16 protein-coding genes and 1 riboswitch are annotated in these 17,261 nt (G+C 62.7%); of the genes, 8 read left to right on the plus strand and 8 right to left on the minus strand.

From position 1 onward, the window contains the following. Positions 1-5 precede the first annotated feature (5 nt). Positions 6-857 (plus strand): urea carboxylase-associated family protein, encoded by an 852-nt coding sequence (locus FX982_RS18495; RefSeq protein ID WP_172611961.1) that lies wholly within the window; start codon positions 6-8, stop codon positions 855-857. A gap of 54 nt (positions 858-911) precedes the next feature. Here FX982_RS18495 and FX982_RS18500 read toward each other — a convergent pair whose 3' ends face one another. Continuing rightward, positions 912-1,313: a hypothetical protein gene (locus FX982_RS18500; protein WP_172611962.1), complete on the minus strand. Its 402-nt coding sequence runs from the start codon at positions 1,311-1,313 to the stop codon at positions 912-914. Between the two features lie 288 nt (positions 1,314-1,601). Between FX982_RS18500 and FX982_RS18505 the strand changes: the two genes are divergently transcribed. The 3 genes from FX982_RS18505 (at position 1,602) to FX982_RS18515 (ending at position 4,685) form a co-directional block, all read left to right on the plus strand. Then, on the plus strand, positions 1,602-2,612 hold the full coding sequence (locus FX982_RS18505) for a zinc-binding alcohol dehydrogenase family protein (RefSeq protein ID WP_172611963.1): 1,011 nt from the start codon (positions 1,602-1,604) through the stop codon (positions 2,610-2,612). Between the two features lie 11 nt (positions 2,613-2,623). Continuing rightward, a complete protein-coding gene (locus FX982_RS18510; RefSeq protein WP_172611964.1) occupies positions 2,624-3,754 on the plus strand; it encodes a mannitol dehydrogenase family protein in 1,131 nt (376 codons plus the stop codon). Positions 3,755-3,977: 223 nt separating this feature from the next. Next, positions 3,978-4,685 (plus strand): FadR/GntR family transcriptional regulator, encoded by a 708-nt coding sequence (locus FX982_RS18515; RefSeq protein ID WP_172611965.1) that lies wholly within the window; start codon positions 3,978-3,980, stop codon positions 4,683-4,685. 168 nt (positions 4,686-4,853) lie between these two features. On the opposite strand, the gene uxuA is transcribed toward FX982_RS18515, so the two are convergent. Beyond that, positions 4,854-5,897, minus strand: coding sequence for a mannonate dehydratase (gene uxuA, locus FX982_RS18520; RefSeq protein WP_172611966.1), 1,044 nt, complete (start codon positions 5,895-5,897; stop codon positions 4,854-4,856). A gap of 337 nt (positions 5,898-6,234) precedes the next feature. On the opposite strand from uxuA, the gene FX982_RS18525 reads away from it, so the two are divergent. Further along, positions 6,235-7,524, plus strand: a complete 1,290-nt coding sequence (locus tag FX982_RS18525; protein ID WP_172611967.1) for an MFS transporter — start codon at positions 6,235-6,237, stop codon at positions 7,522-7,524. A 203-nt stretch (positions 7,525-7,727) separates the two neighbouring features. Here FX982_RS18525 and FX982_RS18530 read toward each other — a convergent pair whose 3' ends face one another. Further along, entirely contained in the window at positions 7,728-8,627 is a 900-nt protein-coding gene (locus FX982_RS18530; protein ID WP_172611968.1) for a LysR substrate-binding domain-containing protein, read from the minus strand. A gap of 233 nt (positions 8,628-8,860) precedes the next feature. Between FX982_RS18530 and FX982_RS18535 the strand changes: the two genes are divergently transcribed. Both FX982_RS18535 and FX982_RS18540 read left to right on the plus strand, forming a co-directional pair. Next, entirely contained in the window at positions 8,861-10,147 is a 1,287-nt protein-coding gene (locus tag FX982_RS18535) for an MFS transporter (RefSeq protein ID WP_172613102.1), read from the plus strand. A 31-nt stretch (positions 10,148-10,178) separates the two neighbouring features. Next, positions 10,179-11,453 carry a glucarate dehydratase family protein gene (locus tag FX982_RS18540; RefSeq protein ID WP_172611969.1) on the plus strand — a complete coding sequence of 425 codons (1,275 nt, stop codon included), beginning with the start codon at positions 10,179-10,181 and terminating at the stop codon, positions 11,451-11,453. Positions 11,454-11,912: 459 nt separating this feature from the next. Here the strand turns inward: FX982_RS18540 and FX982_RS18545 are convergent, their stop codons facing one another. The 3 genes from FX982_RS18545 to FX982_RS18555 are packed head-to-tail and all read right to left on the minus strand — an operon-like array spanning position 11,913 to position 14,760. Next, a complete protein-coding gene (locus FX982_RS18545) occupies positions 11,913-12,719 on the minus strand; it encodes an ABC transporter ATP-binding protein (protein WP_172611970.1) in 807 nt (268 codons plus the stop codon). Further along, positions 12,716-13,747: a FecCD family ABC transporter permease gene (locus FX982_RS18550; protein WP_172611971.1), complete on the minus strand. Its 1,032-nt coding sequence runs from the start codon at positions 13,745-13,747 to the stop codon at positions 12,716-12,718. Before FX982_RS18550 ends, FX982_RS18545 begins: the two co-directional genes overlap by 4 nt. Before the next feature lie 11 nt (positions 13,748-13,758). Continuing rightward, on the minus strand, positions 13,759-14,760 hold the full coding sequence (locus FX982_RS18555; protein ID WP_172611972.1) for an ABC transporter substrate-binding protein: 1,002 nt from the start codon (positions 14,758-14,760) through the stop codon (positions 13,759-13,761). 142 nt (positions 14,761-14,902) lie between these two features. After that, positions 14,903-15,096: riboswitch (cobalamin riboswitch) on the minus strand. An 11-nt stretch (positions 15,097-15,107) separates the two neighbouring features. Here FX982_RS18555 and FX982_RS18560 point away from each other — a divergent pair. Then, positions 15,108-15,299 (plus strand): hypothetical protein, encoded by a 192-nt coding sequence (locus FX982_RS18560; RefSeq protein WP_172611973.1) that lies wholly within the window; start codon positions 15,108-15,110, stop codon positions 15,297-15,299. Between the two features lie 142 nt (positions 15,300-15,441). Here the strand turns inward: FX982_RS18560 and FX982_RS18565 are convergent, their stop codons facing one another. Together FX982_RS18565 and FX982_RS18570 are read right to left on the minus strand one after the other, a co-directional pair. After that, the gene (locus FX982_RS18565) at positions 15,442-16,164 is read right to left on the minus strand and encodes an aspartate/glutamate racemase family protein (RefSeq protein ID WP_172611974.1); all 723 of its coding nucleotides are present in this window, start codon (positions 16,162-16,164) and stop codon (positions 15,442-15,444) included. A 60-nt stretch (positions 16,165-16,224) separates the two neighbouring features. Further along, positions 16,225-17,220 (minus strand): aldo/keto reductase, encoded by a 996-nt coding sequence (locus tag FX982_RS18570; RefSeq protein WP_172611975.1) that lies wholly within the window; start codon positions 17,218-17,220, stop codon positions 16,225-16,227. Between the last annotated feature and the right edge of the window lie 41 nt (positions 17,221-17,261).

A 17,261-nucleotide genomic window follows, 5' to 3' on the forward strand; every position in this document is an offset into this window, starting at 1 on the left:
CCCCCATGTACAAAGACTATCCCGCTGCTTATCAGGTCAGCAAAGGCTCGGCCCTGCAGGTCGACACCGCCTTTTATCAACGCATTCGCGAGGCGCAGGACAGCCGCACCCTGGTCGAGCAATTCGAAGTGCCCATCCGCACCGGGCGGGCCTGGAAGGTCAAGGCCGGGCAGGTGTTCCGTGTGACCACCCCGGTGGGCCCGCAAGTGGGCGACTTCAATGTCTGGAGTGCCGACGACCCCCGCGAGCGCATGTGGGCGGCACGCACCCGGCAACTGCAGGGCGCCCATGTCACGACCCATGACCGGTTGTGGTCTAACCTGCCGTTCCTGCGGCCGATGGTCACCATCACCGACGACAGCCTCGCCAGTTACGGCATCGACGAACACGGCGGCAGACTGCATGACCTGCTCGGCACCCGCTGCGATCCCTATGTGAACAAAATGCTCACCGGCGAAGACTTTCACCACCACTGCCATTCGAACCTGACCCGCGCCGTGTTGCCCCACGGCCTGACCGAGTTTGACGTCCACGACGTGCTGAACATCTTCCAGTGCACCGGCTTGAATCACGACGACCTGTATTTCATGAAAGCCTGCCCGGCCAAACAGGGGGATTACCTGGAGTTTTTCGCCGAGATTGACCTGCTCTGTGCCTTATCGACCTGCCCCGGGGGCGACCTTTCACTGCCAATGTGGGGCCCGGATGCTCAGGACCCACTGACCGTTTGCCGGCCGCTGGGCGTCGAGGTTTACGACCTTGATGCGGCGTTGCTGCAAGGCTGGGAGCAGCCCAAACGCGCGGCCTACAACGGTTTGCACGGGTTGAAGATCGCCAAGGCGGACTGGGAGAAGTAAGGCCGTAGTGATGCAGGTTCTGCAGTGACAGAGCCTGCGGGCAGGTCACCGGGGTCAGGCATCCCGCAACAAGTCGTGGGCGTTGAGCAAGCGCCAGGCGATTTCGGGGTTTTTTTCCAGCCCGCGGCGGATGGCGGCGGGGATGGCGGCGCGGGTCTTGCGGCACATGCCGGGCAGTGCGGCGATGTCGATGACCATGCCGCGCATGCTGCGCACCTCATTGAAGCCGGGAGCGATGTCCAGGCGGATGCCGAGTTGGTCGAACATTCGCGTTTGCAGGCGCTGCAGATCTTCCAGGCTGGCGATATTTTCCAGACGATCGAGCAGGCGTTTCTCTTCCTGGCGGGTCAGGCGAAGGATGCGCACATCTGCCCCGTCCAGCGCCAACAGTTGGTCGCGGTCGCATTGACAGGCGCCGGGCGGGCAGGGCGAGCGGATCGGCAATGGGGAAGTCATGGGCTCCGATCATAACCATCGGCTGTAGGGATTTACAGCGGTAGCACGGGCGTTCGCGCCGGAACATCGAATCACAAATCTGGTAAGGCCAATAGCTTGATTCATTAATTGGTCTTGCCAATGATCAGGCGGCTGTGTAGTTTTTTCCTGAGCCGCAGGGCGAGCCATTCAGCTGCGGCCCGCGCTTTCAGCATTCATCAGCCACCCCACAACAACAAGATCATTGCCCGGCAACAAACGGCTTCGGCCCTCCCAGTTGCGCCGGCGTGCCTGGTCTGGAGAAAGAAGATGCTCACCGTCGTCTGCGAAAAACCCGGATCCCTCCTGGCCCTTGACCGTCCGAAACCCGAACGCGCCCCTGGCGAAACGCTGGTCCGCATCAAGCGGGTAGGCGTCTGCGGCACCGACCTGCATATCTTCAACGGCAACCAGCCGTTTCTCGAATACCCCCGGGTCATGGGCCACGAATTCTCCGGCATCGTCGAGCAGAGCGAGGCGGGTAGCGGCCTTGAGCCTGGCGACGTGGTGTACGTGATGCCCTACCTGTCCTGTGGCGATTGCATCGCCTGTCGTCAGGGCAAGACCAATTGCTGCGTGCGCATTCAAGTGCTCGGCGTCCACCGCGACGGCGCGTTTACCGAATACCTGAGCCTGCCCCACGGCTTCGTGCTCAAGGCCGACGGGGTCACGTTGGATCAGGCGGCCATGATCGAATTTCTGTCCATCGGCGCCCATGCGGTGCGTCGCTCGGACGTGCAATCCGGCCAGCGCGCGCTGGTGGTCGGCACCGGACCGATCGGTATGGCAGTGGCGATTTTCTCCCGCCTGCGCGGGGCAAAGGTCACCGTGCTCGACACCCGGGAGGACCGTCTGACCTTCTGCAAGCAGCACCTGCAGATCGACTCGGCCGTGCTGATCGGCGCGGACGACAAGCAGCAACTGGAGCAACTGACCCAGGGTGAATTCTTCGATGTGGTGTACGACGCCACCGGCAACGCCAAGGCCATGGAGCGCGGTTTCGAGTTCATCGCCCACGGCGGTAAATACGTGCTGGTATCCATCGTTCGCGACACCATCAGCTTCTCCGACCCTGAATTCCACAAGCGCGAAGCGACACTGATGGGCAGCCGTAACGCCACCGTCGAGGACTTCCGCTACGTCGAGCAATGCCTGCGCGACGGCCTGATCCCCGACGCAGCGCTCAACACCCACCGCATGGCCCTGAGCGAAGTGACTGAGCGCTTCACCACGCTGCTCGACCCGGCGCAGCGCGTCGTCAAAGCCATCGTCGAATGCTAGGAGGCGCGGGGATGCGTGCGACCCCGTTTACCCCGATCTTGCAGTTCGGCACCAGCCGTTTTCTTCAGGCCCACGTCGATCTGTTCATTTCCCAGGCGCTTGAAAAGGGCGAAGCGCTGGGCAGAATTACTGTCGTGCAAACCACATCCAGCGCGGACAGTGCCCGGCGGGTGCAGGCGCTGGCCAGCGGCTTGGGGTATCCGGTGCGCATCCAGGGCACAGAAGCCGGTCGCACAGTAGATGAAGAGTATTGGTCGACCTCGATTGCCGGGGCGCTGCACGCCAACCCCGATTGGTCGGTGATTCGTCAGGCGATGCGGCACGACGTGCAGGTGGTGATTTCCAATACCGGCGACAACGGTTACGTGCTGGACGCGGCTGACATTGCGTCTTGCCTGGCCGCTGATGCCCCGACGCCCAGGAGTTTTCCGGCGAAACTGCTGGTGTTGCTCCATGACCGCTGGCAGGCGAACCCTGATGCAGCGTTGTCGCTGTTCCCCTGTGAACTGGTGTCGCGCAATGGCGACGTGCTGCGCGACCTGATCATTGCGCTGGCGACGGAGTGGGGCATCAACATCGAGTTTACGCACTATCTGCGCGACACCTGCCGCTGGGCGAATTCCCTGGTTGATCGCATCGTCTCGCAGCCCATTCAGCCGGTTGGCGCCATTGCCGAGCCGTACGCGATCTGGGCGATTGGGCGGCAGCCGGGGCTGGTGCTGCCGTGTACGCACCCTTGCGTGGTGGTGACGGATCAGCTTGAGCAGTACGAGCAGTTCAAATTGTTCATGCTCAATCTCGGGCACACCTGGCTGGCCGAGCGGTGGTTGAAGGATGGCCGGCCGGCGGACGAAACGGTGTTTCAGGCGATGAACGACCCGCTGCTGCGCGGGAGCCTGGAGGATCTGTGGGAGCGGGAGGTGCTGCCGGTGTTTGCGGCGAAGGGCCAAGGGGATCAGGCGCGGGACTATCTGGATAGTGTTCGCGATCGTTTTTTGAACCCGTTTTTGCAGCACCGCATTGCCGACATCGCGCAGAACCACGAGGAGAAGAAACGCCGCAGGTTCTTGCCGGTGGTGGAGATGGGGCGGAGAATTGCGGGGTTTGAGCAGCCGCAGCTTGGCGGAGCGTTAGCCGATTGATCCCCAGCTGACCCACTGAGAATCCATAGTGGGACCAGCTTTTGCCGGGAAGGCGTCAATTGGTACACCGCAAAATCGAGGGTGAACGCACTGGCCTCTTCCCGGCTGAAGCCGGTCCCACTAAACGCTCGCGTGCATCCAGTCATGACCGCATCTCTGGCCACCTCACAAGGCGCCCCAACGCCTGTGATATCCTCCGGCGCATCTTGATGGAACGTGATTGATGACCGCGCCAAACCCAGCACCCGAACGCCGCCTGTACCAGATCACTGCCGACCGATTGCGCGAGCACATCCGCAAGCATGGCATCGCCCCCGGCGCGCGGTTGCCCCCCGAGCGCGATCTGGCCCAGTTGCTCGGCGTCTCTCGTCCGTCTCTGCGCGAAGCCCTCATTGCTCTCGAAATCGAAGGCAGCGTCGAAATCCGCATGGGCTCCGGCATCTACGTCTGTGAGCACCTGCTCGGCGTCAAAGGCAAAACCCGCACGTTGGGAGAAAGCCCGTCAGAGTTGATGCAGGCCCGGGCGTTGATCGAAGGTGAGAGCGTGATGCTGGCTTGCCTGCACGGCAGCAAGGCTGACTTTCGCTACCTGCAGGGGTGCATCGACAAGATGCGCGAGGGTGCGCTCAAAGGTGTGCCGGCGCTGGACGACGATCGCAAATTCCACCAGCGGCTGGCGAAAATGAGCGGCAACTCGACCTTGGTGCGCATCATCACCTCCCTCTTCGAAGAGCGTTACAGCCCGCTCACCGCCCACGTCAGCGAACACTCCGAAACCCGCGAAACCTGGGCCATGGCGGTGGCCGAGCACGAAGCCATCCTGCACGCCGTCCAGACCCGCGACCTGATCGGCGCCCAGACCGCCATGCGCGAACACCTGCGACGTTCAGAAGCGCGGTGGCTCGATGGCATGGAAGCGGAGCTGCGCTGAAACTATGTACGCCGATAATGTGGGAGCGAGCTTGCTCGCGAAGAGGCGCATACATCCGCTACATCTTCAGCGGCTGAGACGCCGTCTTCGTAAGCAAGACCGCCAACCCCGGTCACTCCCACATGGTCAGTATTCCCCACTCGTCAACGTGCACCCTGAGCTGACGCTTCACGCCATCGTTTTGCGAATCCCTTCCCACAACCCGTTCAAATACACCGCCCCTAGCGCGCGGTCGTACAGGCCATAGCCCGGTTTGCCGGTTTCGCCCCAGATCATGCGCCCATGGTCGGGACGGTAATAGCCCTCGAAGCCGGTCTCGACGTAGGCCTTGACGATCTCGGCCATGTCCAGCGAGCCGTCTTCGGAGCGGTGGGCGGTTTCGTAGAAGTCACCGGCCTCGTTGACCTTCACATTGCGCAGATGGGCGAAGTGAATGCGCCCCTGACCGCCGAATTCCCGCACCAGCGACGGGATATCGTTACCGAGGTCCGCGCCGAGTGAACCTGAACACAGGGTCAAGCCATTGGCCGGGTCATCGACCATCGCCAGAATGCGCGCCAGGTCTTCGCGGTTCTTCACCACCCGCGGCATGCCGAACATCGAGCGCGGCGGGTCATCCGGGTGCAGGGCCATCTTGATGCCCGCATCCTTGGCCACCGGAATGATGCGCTCGAGAAAGTACGCCAGCCGTTCTCGCAGGGTGGCTTCATCGACCTGCGCGTATTCGTTGATCAGCGCGCGCAGGACTTCCGGCTCATAGCTGACGTCCCAGCCGGGCAGGCTGATGCCGTTATCGAGATTGGCCTGCTCGATCACCGCCACGTCGAACGCCAGGGTGGTCGAACCGTCCGGCAGCTCCATGGCCAGGGTCGAGCGGGTCCAGTCGAACACCGGCATGAAGTTGTAGCAGACCACCTTGATCCCGCAGGCCGCCAGGTTGCGCAGGGTCTGGCCGTAGTTGTCGATCAACTGATCGCGGGAAGGCAAGCCACGCTTGATGTCTTCGTGGACCGGCACGCTCTCGATGACCTCCAGCTCAAGCCCGTGGGCATTCACCGTAGCCTTGAGGGCGGCGATCTTTTCCAGCGGCCAGACCTCGCCCACCGGGATGTCGTAGATGGCCGAGACCACGCCGGTCATGCCGGGGATCTGGCGGATGTAGGGCAGGGTGACGGGATCGCTGTCGCCGTACCAACGGAAGGTCATTTTCATTGCGCAGTCCTTGTTGTTATGGGAGCGGGCCGCTCAAGACCGCCAGTGCTTCGTTGAAGCCGGGCGGAGCGTGGCGTGCGCAGCAGCATAGATTGGTCAGGCCAAATTATGCAAATCCCGACCGTCGAGCCGTAATTCAGCAAATAAATCGCCTTTTCGATTTCCCTAACCCGATTTGCGGGTCTAGTATCCGCTGCATTCGGATATTTGGTCAGGCCAATTCTGCGGTTTTTGACGGATGCTCAGTCCATCAGTGAACAGCGCGCAGATCAGGGACTGGGCGCTAGACGAAGCTCTAACGACGTCTTACTCATAAAAATAATTAGGAGGACTCGCCATGCAGAAAGGGCGCTGGTTGGTAATTTTTCTGTGCTTCCTCGCGGTGGCCATCAACTACATCGACAGGGCCAACCTCGCGGTTGCCGCCCCCTACATCCAGAAAGAACTCGGTCTTGGCTCAGGGCAAATGGGCCTGCTGCTCAGCGGTTTCTTCTGGACCTACGCACTTATGCAAATGCCCTTTGGCTGGTTCGTCGACAAGGTCGGTGCACGCATCGCGCTGCCCCTCGCGGTCGCCTGGTGGTCGCTGTTCACGGCGGCCACCGCGGCGGCCAGCAGCCTGGCGTCGATGTTCGGTTGCCGGCTGATGCTCGGCGTGGGAGAGGCGGGGGCGTATCCGTCCTGCGCGAAAATCGTCAGCCAGTGGTTCGACGTCAAGGAGCGCGGCTTTGCCACCAGCATCTTCGACAGCGGTTCACGGGTCGGCTCGGCGCTGTCCATTCCGCTGGTGGCGCTGATCATCGAGCTGTGGGGCTGGCGCGCGTCGTTCATCATCACCGGCGCGGTGGGCCTGATCTGGGTCGTGGGCTGGTTCCTGATCTACAAAGAGCCTCAGGCCGTGGCCGCCATCGAGCAGCATGAGGCGGTCAAGGCGGCGACCCTCGCGGCACGGCCGAAAGTGAAGTGGGCATCGCTGTTTCGCCACCGCACCCTGTGGGGAATGATGCTGGGCTTCTTCTGCCTGAACTTCGTGATCTATTTCTTCATCACCTGGTTTCCGACTTACCTGGTCACCGAACGCGGGTTCTCGCTGAAATCATTGGGCACGCTGGGCACTATTCCGGCGGTGGCGTCCATTGTCGGCGGCTGGATCGGCGGGCTGACTTCCGACGCGCTGTATCGCCGGGGCTGGAGCCTGACCGCCGCGCGCAAGACCTGCATCGTTGGCGGCATGCTGATGTCGTCGAGCATTTCCCTGTCGGTGTTTGTCGACAGTACCTGGGCGATGCTCGGCTTTTTCAGCCTGGCCTATGCCAGCCTGGCGTTTGCCGGCGCGAGCATCTGGTGCCTGCCGGCTGACGTGGCGCCGTCTCCGGCCCACGTGGCGTCGATCGGCGGGATACAGAACTTCGCGTCGAACACCGCCGGCATTTTCATCACCACCTTCACCGGCTTCATGCTGGTGATCGGCAACGGTTCGTTCACCGCGCCACTGCTGACCGCCGGGGCGTTTGCCCTGTTGGGGGCGTTCAGTTACCTGTTTATCGTCGGCAAGATTGAGCCGTTTTCGACCACGCCGGAGGATGCAGCGCCTCTGGATGTGTCGGCAGCCGCCCAGCGCACCTAAGTGCTGAGCCGGATGCGGACGTCACTGGTGCGGTGTGCCCACTGACGCTTTCCCGGCTAAAGCCGGTCCCACAAGTCGGTGTTCCCGCCAGTCCCATTGAATGCGCGCGGATGGTTTAGTGGGACTGGCTTTAGCCGGGAAGAGGCCAGTGCAGGCACCGTTACTCTTGCGGCGTGATTGATGGTTTCCCGGCCGCATCCGCTTCACACCCCTTCAGCTTTCACCGCCGCGCGAATCGCCTCCAGCAGCATCTGACACGCCGGGTTGTCGTTGTCCGACCGCCAGACCAGATGCAGCTCACTCTGCACCCCTTCACCCAGATCGATATCGCGGAACGTCACGCCCTTGAACACCACATTGGCGGCGCAGCGCGGCACCAGCGCCAGGCCCATGCCGGCATTCACCAGCGCCAGAATGGTCAGCGACGAACCCAGCCACTGCACGTACTCGGGCGCCACTTGCGCCGAGCGAAACATGCCGGTGAGCAGTTCGTTGAACGGCGGATAGGCCGAGTGCGAGTACATCAGGAAGGGCTGCGCGTCGAGGTCTTGCACGCTGATGTTCCGGGCGTTCGCCAGCGGGTGACTGCTAGGCACCGCCAGCACGAACGGCTCACGGACCAGGCATTCGGTCTCATAACCGGGCTGCAGCAGCGGCGCCCGCACGATGCCCAGATCGATGCGCCGGGCGCGCAAGGCTTCGTGTTGCTGGTAGGTGTTCAGCTCGGTCAGGGAGATTTTTACGTGGGGCTGGTTCTGCCGGGCTTCGGCGATCACCCGCGGCAAAAACTCGTACACCGCGCTGCCGACGAAACTGATGGTCACCGAGCCGATGTCACCCTCGGCAAAGCGTCGCGCCGCAATGGCCGCCTGATGTGCACGTTCCAGCAGCGTCTGCGCTTCGATAAAAAACGCCCGGCCCGCCGCGGTCAACGCGACGCTGCGGGTGTTGCGGTTGAACAGCTGAACGCCCAGCGAATGCTCAAGCAACTGGATCTGCCGACTGAGCGGCGGCTGAGTCATGTTCAGGCGTTCGGCGGCGCGGCGAAAGTTTAGTTCGGTGGCGACGGTGGTGAAGCAGCGCAGCTGGGCAAGCTCGAACATTGATCTATTCCGGGTATCAATCAACAGTCAATCTAGATTAGACGGGAACAATGCGCCGGTCCATGATCGGTTCATCACCTGCATTTCCCATCCCAAAAAAAATCACAAAGACCGGGAGTCGCACCTTGAACCGCACAGTTCCCCAGAGTGAACCCATCGGCGGCGCCGATCCCACCGTACTGGCCCGCGCGGCCGCGAAGGTGAAGCGTCATGCGTTGCCGTTGTTCGTCATCATGTTCATCGTCAACTACATCGACCGGGTCAACATCGGCTTCGTCCGTAGCCACATGGAAACCGATCTGGGCATCGGCGCGGCTGCCTACGGGCTCGGCGCCGGGCTGTTCTTCGTCGGCTACGCGCTGTTCGAAGTCCCGTCGAACATGCTCCTGCAACGCTTCGGCGCCCGCGCCTGGCTGACGCGCATCATGTTCACCTGGGGCGCAGCGGCGATGGCCATGGCCTTCGTGCGCGGTGAAACCAGCTTCTATGTGTTGCGCTTCATCCTCGGCGCGGCAGAAGCAGGGTTCTTCCCCGGCATCATTTACTACTTCACTCAGTGGCTGCCTTCGAGCGAACGCGGCAAGGCCATGGCCATCTTTCTCAGCGGCTCCGCCATTGCGTCGGTGATCTCCGGGCCGGTGTCCGGCGCGCTGCTCGGCGTCAGCGGCCTGAACCTGCACGGCTGGCAGTGGATGTTCATCATCGAAGGCTTTGCTTCCATCGCCCTGTGCGGATTCGTCTGGTTCTGGCTGCAGTCCCATCCCCGCGAAGCCAAATGGTTGAGCGAAGAAGAGAAGGGCGCACTGATCAGCGCGATCGACGCGGAACAACGCGCCCGTGAAGCGGCTCAGGTGGTCAAACCGTCCATCTTCAAACTGCTCGCCGACCGGCAGATCATGCTCTTTTGCTTCATCTACTTTTCCGTGGCCCTGACCATCTACGGCGCGACGTTCTGGCTGCCGAGCATGATCAAGAAGATGGGCAGCCTCAGCGATTTCGAAGTCGGCCTGTTCAACTCGATCCCATGGATCATCTCGATCATCGCCATGTACGGCTTCGCCGCGCTGGCCGCTCGCTTCAAGCATCAACAGGCGTGGGTTGCGGTCACCCTGGTGATTGCCGCGTGCGGGATGTTCATGTCCACCGTCGGCGGGCCGATCTTCGCCTTCGTCGCCATCTGTTTTGCTGCCATCGGTTTCAAGGCAGCTTCGGCGCTGTTCTGGCCGATTCCCCAAGGCTATCTGGACGCGCGCATTGCGGCGGCTGTCATCGCGCTGATCAATTCCATCGGTAACCTCGGCGGCTTCGTGGCGCCCACGGCGTTCGGTTTTCTCGAGCAGAAAACCGGCTCGATTCAAGGCGGCATGTACGGCCTGGCGCTGACCTCGCTGGTGGCGGCCGTGGTGATCTTCTTCGCCCGCACCACGCCCAAAGGCGACCCGCACCGCCCCAAGCCTGAAGACGCTGCAACCCTTCGTACAGCGACCTCGCTCAGCTCAACTCCAAGCCTGAAACCCTAAGCTCACACCCTGATTGACCGGGAGAAGTCATTTGAAAATCACACGCGTCACCGTCACCCCGATTGCCTTCCGCGATCCGCCGTTGCTCAACGCCAGCGGCATCCATGAGCCCTTTGCCCTGCGCTCGATCATTGAAGTGGAAACCGACAACGGCTACCTCGGGCTGGGCGAAAGCTACGGCGATGCACCTGCGCTGGCGATCCAGCAGCAGTTGCAGAGCCAGTTGATCGGCATGGACCCGTTCAACCTCAACCACCTGCGCGCGGTGGTCAAAGCGACCGTTGCTGCAAACAAGCCAGCGAGTATTGCCGGGGCTGAACTGGCGCCGGGCTCCCACGCCAGCAAGGCGGTGAGCAATGCCTATTCGGCGTTCGAAGTGGCGTTTCTGGATGTGCAGGCACGTTCCATGAACCTGCCACTGGTTGACCTGCTGGGCGGTGCCGTTCGCGACCGCGTGCCGTTCAGTGCGTACCTGTTCTTCAAATACGCCCAACACGCCGATTCGCCCTACGCGCCGGACAGCTGGGGAGAAGCGCTGAGCGAAGAACAGATCGTCGCCCAGGCGCGCCGCATGATCGAAGCCTACGGCTTCAAGAGCATCAAACTGAAAGCCGGCGCGCTGGACCCGGAGCACGAAGTGGCGTGCATCAAGGCGTTGAAAAAGGCATTCCCGGGCTATCCGCTGCGCATCGACCCCAACGGCAACTGGTCGCTGGAGACCTCGATCCGCATGGCCGGACTGCTCGGCGACGACCTGCAGTATTACGAAGACCCGACGCCCGGGCTGGAAGGCATGGCCGAACTGCACAAACGCACCGGCCTGCCGCTGGCGACCAACATGGTCGTCACCGACTTCGACGAATTCCGCCGCAGCGTCGCACTGAACAGCGTGCAGATCGTCCTCGCCGACCACCATTACTGGGGCGGCCTGCGCGACACCCAGGCGCTGGCAAAAATGTGCGATACCTTCGGCCTCGGCGTCTCCATGCACTCCAACTCCCACCTGGGCATCAGCCTCATGGCCATGACCCACGTCGCCGCCGCCGTCCCCAACCTCGACTTCGCCTGCGACACCCACTACCCGTGGCAAGAACCGGACGAAGAAGTCATCAAAGGCGGCAAACTCCCCATTATCGACGGCTGCGTCCACCTCACCCGCGAGCCCGGGCTGGGCCTTGAACTGGACTACGACCAACTGGGCAAACTCAACGACCAGTTTCTAACGTGCGGCATTCGCCAGCGGGACGATGTCCGGCAGATGCAGAAATACAAACCGGAGTGGAGGGCGGTGAAGCCGCGGTATTGAAGTTGGGGGAGAGCGCTGGATGGGTGGTGTTCGAGGAACCGCATTCGCGAGCAAGCTCGCTCCCACAAGGAGGGTCCGAACCGAAGAATCCGCCGGCGCCTGGACTGGCCTCTTCCCGGCTAAAGCCGGTCCCACTAATAGACCGCGCGCGCCTGTAGGACCGGCTTCAGCCGGGAAGCTTTTGATCTGCTCTTGATCTGCTTTTGATCTTCGTGCACAAAAAGCCCAGTCACCGCCAATCGCGACTTGGGTGCAGGCTGAACGCAGGCCTCGCGGAGTGGGCCGAGCGGCATGGATGCCGCGAGAGCCGCCCCCCGCCATGGATGGCGGATGGCGGCGGGCCCACGGAGCGAGACCGGAGTGAAGGAACCCGACGAAGTCGGGCCAAACCGAGAGCAAGCACCCTTGGTTACTTGGGGTGCTTTTCCAAGTAACTCGCCGAAGGCGAAAACGAGGCCGTTAGGCCGACGCCGTTGATCCTGGCGCCCTCAGCCGCAACATACGAGCCCCGTCAAACGGATCAACCAACCAATGCCCCCGCACCCCAAAAACGTCACCCAACAACTCCGGCGACAACACCTCAAACGGCGAACCCAGCGCCACCAACCGCCCGCCATCCATCACCGCCAGACGATCACAGCCCAACGCCTGATTCAAATCATGCAACGCCACCACCGTCGTCACCGGCAAACCCTGCACCAGCTGCAAAATCGACAACTGCTGCTGAATATCCAGATGATTCGTCGGCTCATCCAGCAACAACACCTGCGGCCGCTGCGCCAAAGCCCGCGCAATATGCCCGCGCTGCTGCTCCCCACCCGACAACGTATGCCACGACCGATGCACCAGAGGCTGCAAACTCACATCCGCAATTGCCTTCGCCACAATCCCGTCATCCATCTCGCCCCACGGCGCCAGCGCCGACAGCCACGGCGTACGCCCCAGCTCAACCGCCTGCAACAGACTGATCGAATCGCCGGTCTGGGCATGCTGCTCCACCACCGCGACCTGCCGCGCAATGTCCCGCCGGCTCAGCGCCGACAAGCGCTTCCCGCCCAGGCGAACTTCGCCCTGAGACGGCGCCTGAATCCCCGCTAGCAACTTCAACAGCGTCGACTTTCCCGAGCCATTCGGCCCGACGATCCCCAGGTTTTCCCCCGGCCGAATCGCCAGGCTCACGCCACTGAGCAGTGGCGCGCCCTTGACCGAATAACTCAGGTCACTGCCTTCGAGCATGGCGCCGGGCACCTCCTGACTCGCATTCATCGAGGACGATTCCCGCGGACCAGAATCATGGCAAACACCGGCGCGCCCACCAGCGCAGTGATCACCCCGATCGGCAACACCTGACCCTTGATCAGCGTGCGCGACAGCACATCGGCGGCGATCATGAACAGTGCGCCGATCAGGGCGCTCAAGGGCAGCAACCGTGCATGGCGCACGCCGGCCACCAGGCGCACCGCATGGGGAATCACCAAACCGACGAAGCCGATGGAGCCGACAATCGACACCATCACCGCCGTCATCAGCGCGGCAGTGAGGATCAGCACGGCCTGCACCCGGCGCACCGGAATGCCCAGCGATGCGGCTGAATCGGTGCCAAACGTGAACGCATCCAGCGCGCGCCGATGCCACAGGCACACCAGCAAGCCGAGCAACACGAACGGCACTGACAGCGCCACCGACGACCAGCGCACGCCGCTGAGATTGCCCAGCAACCAGAACATGATCCCGCGCGCCTGTTCGGCATTGGCCGACTTGGTGATCAGGAAAGACGTCAGGGCGTTGAACAGCTGGGACCCGGCAATGCCCGCCAGAATGATCTGGCCGGCAGCGGTCTGACCACGGGAGGAGCGGGCGAGCAGGGCGACCAGCGCGAACGCGGCGATCGCACCGGCAAACGCGCCGGTCGAGAGAGAAATCGTACCGGCGCCGATGCCGATGATCGCCACCAACACTGCGCCGGTCGACGCGCCGGCGGAAATGCCCAGCAAGTAGGGATCGGCCAGCGGATTGCGTAGAAGCGATTGCAAGACCACGCCCGACACCGCCAGCCCTGCGCCGCAGGTGGCGGCAACGATGGCCCGAGTCAGACGGTAATTCCAGACGATGCCCTCGTCGATAGGGTCGAGAGGAAAACCCGCGGCCCACAGCTTGTTGGCCAGCACCTGAACGATTACCGGCAGGCTGATTGATGTCTCGCCGATCGCCACGCCCGCCAGCACCGCCAACGCCAGCAAAGCGAGGGCCCAGGCACCGTGGCCGAAGATTCGGACGACGCTTGAAGAGGGCATGCTGAATGACGTCATTGCGCTTGAGTGGCCTGGGCCAGTTGCTCGATGCCGTCAAACAGCCGCACGCTGGACTCCATGGCGCTGGCGTCCATGAGCACGATGCGATTGTTTTTCACCGCGTCCATGTTGCGGGTGACAGGGTCGGAGCGGAGAAACGCCAGCTTCTTCTCGTGATCGTCGGCCGGGAAGCGGCGGCGGTCCATCCGCGCGATGACCAGCACCGTCGGGTTGGCCTTGGCGATGGTTTCCCAGCCCACGGTCGGCCATTCCTCATCGGAGTCGATGACATTGCGCATGCCGAGGGTGTCGAGCATGAAATTGGGAATGCCCTTGCGCCCGGCCACGTAAGGGTCGACGTTGATGTCCGGGCTTGAAAACCAGAACACCGCCGAGACGGGCGGATTGGCATGGGCTTTCGCCTGCGTCACCGCCTGGGCCAGCCGGGTTTGGTAACCCGTGATCAAGTGCTCGCCACGGTCCTGCACGTCGAAGATCTGCGCCAGCTGACGCAGGCTTTTGTACAGGGTGTCGATGCGGAAGGCTTCGAGGCGCGTGCCGTCGGCGCCCACCCGGTTGTTCTTGCCCTCGCAATCGGACGGCAGGATGTAGGTCGGGATGCCCAGATCGCGAAACTGCTCGCGGGTGCCGACGGCGCCCTGGGGCCCGACCATCCATTCAAACTGCACCGGGACGAAATCCGGGCGTTTGCCGATCACTGATTCAAAACTCGGCGCGTTGTCGGCCAGGCGCTCGATGCCGTTGTTGAGGGTTTGGTACTGGGGCAGCACGGGATTGAACCACAGCGACGTGCCGACGATGTTCGGACCCAGGCCGAGGGCGTAGAGCATCTCGGTGGCGGCCTGGCCAATGGTCACGGTTTTCTGCGGGGCGTGGGTGAAGGTCAGCGGTTCGCCGCAATTATCCACGGTCAAGGGGTAAACCGTCGAAGCAGCGAGGGCGGCAGTGGGCAAGGTCAGGGTGACGAGCAGGGCGGCGAGGCGGCGCAGCGGCATGAACAGCGATCTCCAGAAAGCCTGAATGCTTGGCGAAGCAGGCGCTGGAAAGTCCACCCGACGGGCGCCCCTACGATGAGGGCGAGCACAGCGTGCGCGAGCGACGCGCGAACGGGAGTCCTTCCCCGGACACCCCGCCGGTGAATGAATATGCTGGCCGGCAGGTCTCCTGACTGGCGCATCATTGCCATGCTTCGGCCTTCCCGGGGTCACCCAGTGGCAAACAGGAAGCAGGGCTCAGCGCCTACAGTTGCGGGGACAGTTCCGTCTCAGCGCGCAGCGCGCCTGGGGATTCCCTATTAATTCCGAGTGGAAACCGGCGGCGGGGATACTAAACGATTCGGCGGGTGGAGGCGAATGCGGCGGCGGTGTGGCAGAGGGCGGCCAAACACTTGGCAGTAACGGGAGCAGCGCTAAACCTGCGGGAGATGCAAAACCTGAAGGAGGTGCAAAGCCTGAAGGAGGTGCAAAACCTGAAGGAGGTGCAAAACCTGAAGGAGGTGCAAAACCTGAAGGAGATGCAAAACCTGTGGGAGTGACCGGGGTGGCGTTCCACCTTGCTCACGTAGAGGCCCGAACTTTCGCTAAATCTTCAGCGGCTGGAATGCAGTCTTCGCGAGCAAGCTCGCTCCCACAGGTTATACGTTCGCCTTCAATCTGCGTGTGCTGAACATTGGTCGTCTACAACTTAAACGGCCAACCGACGATCTTCTTCGGCCGTGGCGTCGCGTAGGTCCGCACTTTCGAGGTCTTCAACCCCAGACGCACCAGTGATTCCGCCAGTGCCACCGCCGCGGTCACGCCATCCACCACCGGCACGCCGGCGCGGTCGCGGATGAGTTGATCCAGCCCAGCCATGCCGCCGCAGCCCAGGCAGATCACTTCGGCCTTGTCGCGGATCACCGCTTCGATGGCCTGCTCAACGATGGCTTCGACCGCACGCTCCGGGAATTCCTCCAGCTCCAGCACGCCCATGCCGCTGGCCCGCACCGACGCGCAGCGCTCATGCACACCGGCCAGCTTCAGGCGGTCTTCGATCAGTGGCACGGTGCGGTCGAGCGTCGTGACCACGGCGTATTTATGCCCCAGCAACATTGCCAGGCTGGCCGCCGCTTCGGTGATGTCCACCACCGGCACGTCGAGTAATTCCTGCAATCCTTCGCGGCCGTGCTCGCCGTAGCCGGCCTGAATCACCGCGTCGTAGGGCCCTACGTAGGACATTACCCGGTCCATCACCGCAATGGCCGCCAGGTAACTTTCGAAATTGCCTTCCACCGACTCGGCGCCGAAGCGCGGGGTCAGGCCGATGATCTCGGTGCTAGGCGAGGCCACGCTGCGGGCCTGCTCGGCGATGGTCTCGGTCATGGATTCGGTGGTGTTGACATTGACGATCAGAATTCGCATGGACAGATCTCGCGCAGGAAACAAGGCCGGGCGTCTGGCCCGGCGTCGTTGCCCACGATATCAGTCTTTGCCCGGGACTGGCGCCTGCAGGGCAATGAAGCCCTGATCGCGCATGGCCTGCCAGAATCCATCCGGCACCTGAGCGTTGAGCGCGGTGACGTCTTCGATGATCCGTGACGGCCGGCTGGCACCCGGGATTACCGCTGCCACCAGCGGGTTGGCGAGGACGAACTGCAACGCCGCCGATTTGATGTCGACCTGGTACTGCCGGGCGATCTCCTGAATGTGCGCCACCTTGTCGAGCATCGCCGGCGACGCTTCCTGATACTCGAAATGCTTGCCGCCCACCAACACACCGGAGCTGTAAGGCCCGCCGACCACGAACTCGGCGTTGTGCTGGCGGGCCTTGTCGAACAGCCGTTGCAGCGGCTGGTCATGGTCGAGCAGCGAATAACGGCCGGCGAGCAGGAAACCATCGGGCTGGGCTTCTTCCAGGTCCAGGGTCAGTTCGCACGGCTCGACGCGGTTGACGCCAAGGCCCCAGGCCTTGATCACGCCTTCTTCGCGCAGTCGGGTGAGGGCGCGGAAAGCGCCGGTGCGGGCGATGTTGAAATGCTCGATCCAGGCATCGCCGTGGGCGTCCTGGGCGACGTCGTGAACAAACACGATGTCCAGCCGATCGGTGTTCAGGCGTTTCAGGGTCGCTTCAATGGAACGCAGCGTGGCATCGGCGGAGTAATCAGTGACGATCTTGTTTTTCAGGCCTTCAGCGAACGGACCGCTGCGGGGCTCGGTGTCGATCTCGTCGGAAATCAGCCGGCCGACTTTGGTGCTCAGGGTGTACTGGTCGCGGGGGACGCCGGCGAGGGCCTTGCCCAGACGCTGCTCGGACAGGCCGGCGCCGTAGATCGGTGCGGTGTCAAAATAACGAATGCCCTGGTCCCAGGCCGATTGAACGGTGGCCGCCGCTTCCTCTTCGTCGATGGTGCGGAACATGTTGCCCAGCGGCGCGGAGCCGAAGCCGAGGCGGCCGATGATCTTGTCGTGCAGACTCATGGGGGTGTCCTGTGCGGTGGGGCGTGTTGGATGGCGCGCGG

It is taken from the genome of Pseudomonas graminis (assembly GCF_013201545.1).
GTDB lineage: Bacteria > Pseudomonadota > Gammaproteobacteria > Pseudomonadales > Pseudomonadaceae > Aquipseudomonas.

Coding starts and splice junctions, on each gene's coding strand:
- FX982_RS18495 (WP_172611961.1), top strand. CDS start 6: ATGTACAAAGACTATCCCGCTGCTTATCAGGTCAGCAAAGGCTCGGCC.
- FX982_RS18500 (WP_172611962.1), bottom strand. CDS start 1,313: ATGACTTCCCCATTGCCGATCCGCTCGCCCTGCCCGCCCGGCGCCTGT.
- FX982_RS18505 (WP_172611963.1), top strand. CDS start 1,602: ATGCTCACCGTCGTCTGCGAAAAACCCGGATCCCTCCTGGCCCTTGAC.
- FX982_RS18510 (WP_172611964.1), top strand. CDS start 2,624: ATGCGTGCGACCCCGTTTACCCCGATCTTGCAGTTCGGCACCAGCCGT.
- FX982_RS18515 (WP_172611965.1), top strand. CDS start 3,978: ATGACCGCGCCAAACCCAGCACCCGAACGCCGCCTGTACCAGATCACT.
- uxuA (WP_172611966.1), bottom strand. CDS start 5,897: ATGAAAATGACCTTCCGTTGGTACGGCGACAGCGATCCCGTCACCCTG.
- FX982_RS18525 (WP_172611967.1), top strand. CDS start 6,235: ATGCAGAAAGGGCGCTGGTTGGTAATTTTTCTGTGCTTCCTCGCGGTG.
- FX982_RS18530 (WP_172611968.1), bottom strand. CDS start 8,627: ATGTTCGAGCTTGCCCAGCTGCGCTGCTTCACCACCGTCGCCACCGAA.
- FX982_RS18535 (WP_172613102.1), top strand. CDS start 8,861: ATGTTCATCGTCAACTACATCGACCGGGTCAACATCGGCTTCGTCCGT.
- FX982_RS18545 (WP_172611970.1), bottom strand. CDS start 12,719: ATGAATGCGAGTCAGGAGGTGCCCGGCGCCATGCTCGAAGGCAGTGAC.
- FX982_RS18550 (WP_172611971.1), bottom strand. CDS start 13,747: ATGCCCTCTTCAAGCGTCGTCCGAATCTTCGGCCACGGTGCCTGGGCC.
- FX982_RS18555 (WP_172611972.1), bottom strand. CDS start 14,760: ATGCCGCTGCGCCGCCTCGCCGCCCTGCTCGTCACCCTGACCTTGCCC.
- FX982_RS18565 (WP_172611974.1), bottom strand. CDS start 16,164: ATGCGAATTCTGATCGTCAATGTCAACACCACCGAATCCATGACCGAG.
- FX982_RS18570 (WP_172611975.1), bottom strand. CDS start 17,220: ATGAGTCTGCACGACAAGATCATCGGCCGCCTCGGCTTCGGCTCCGCG.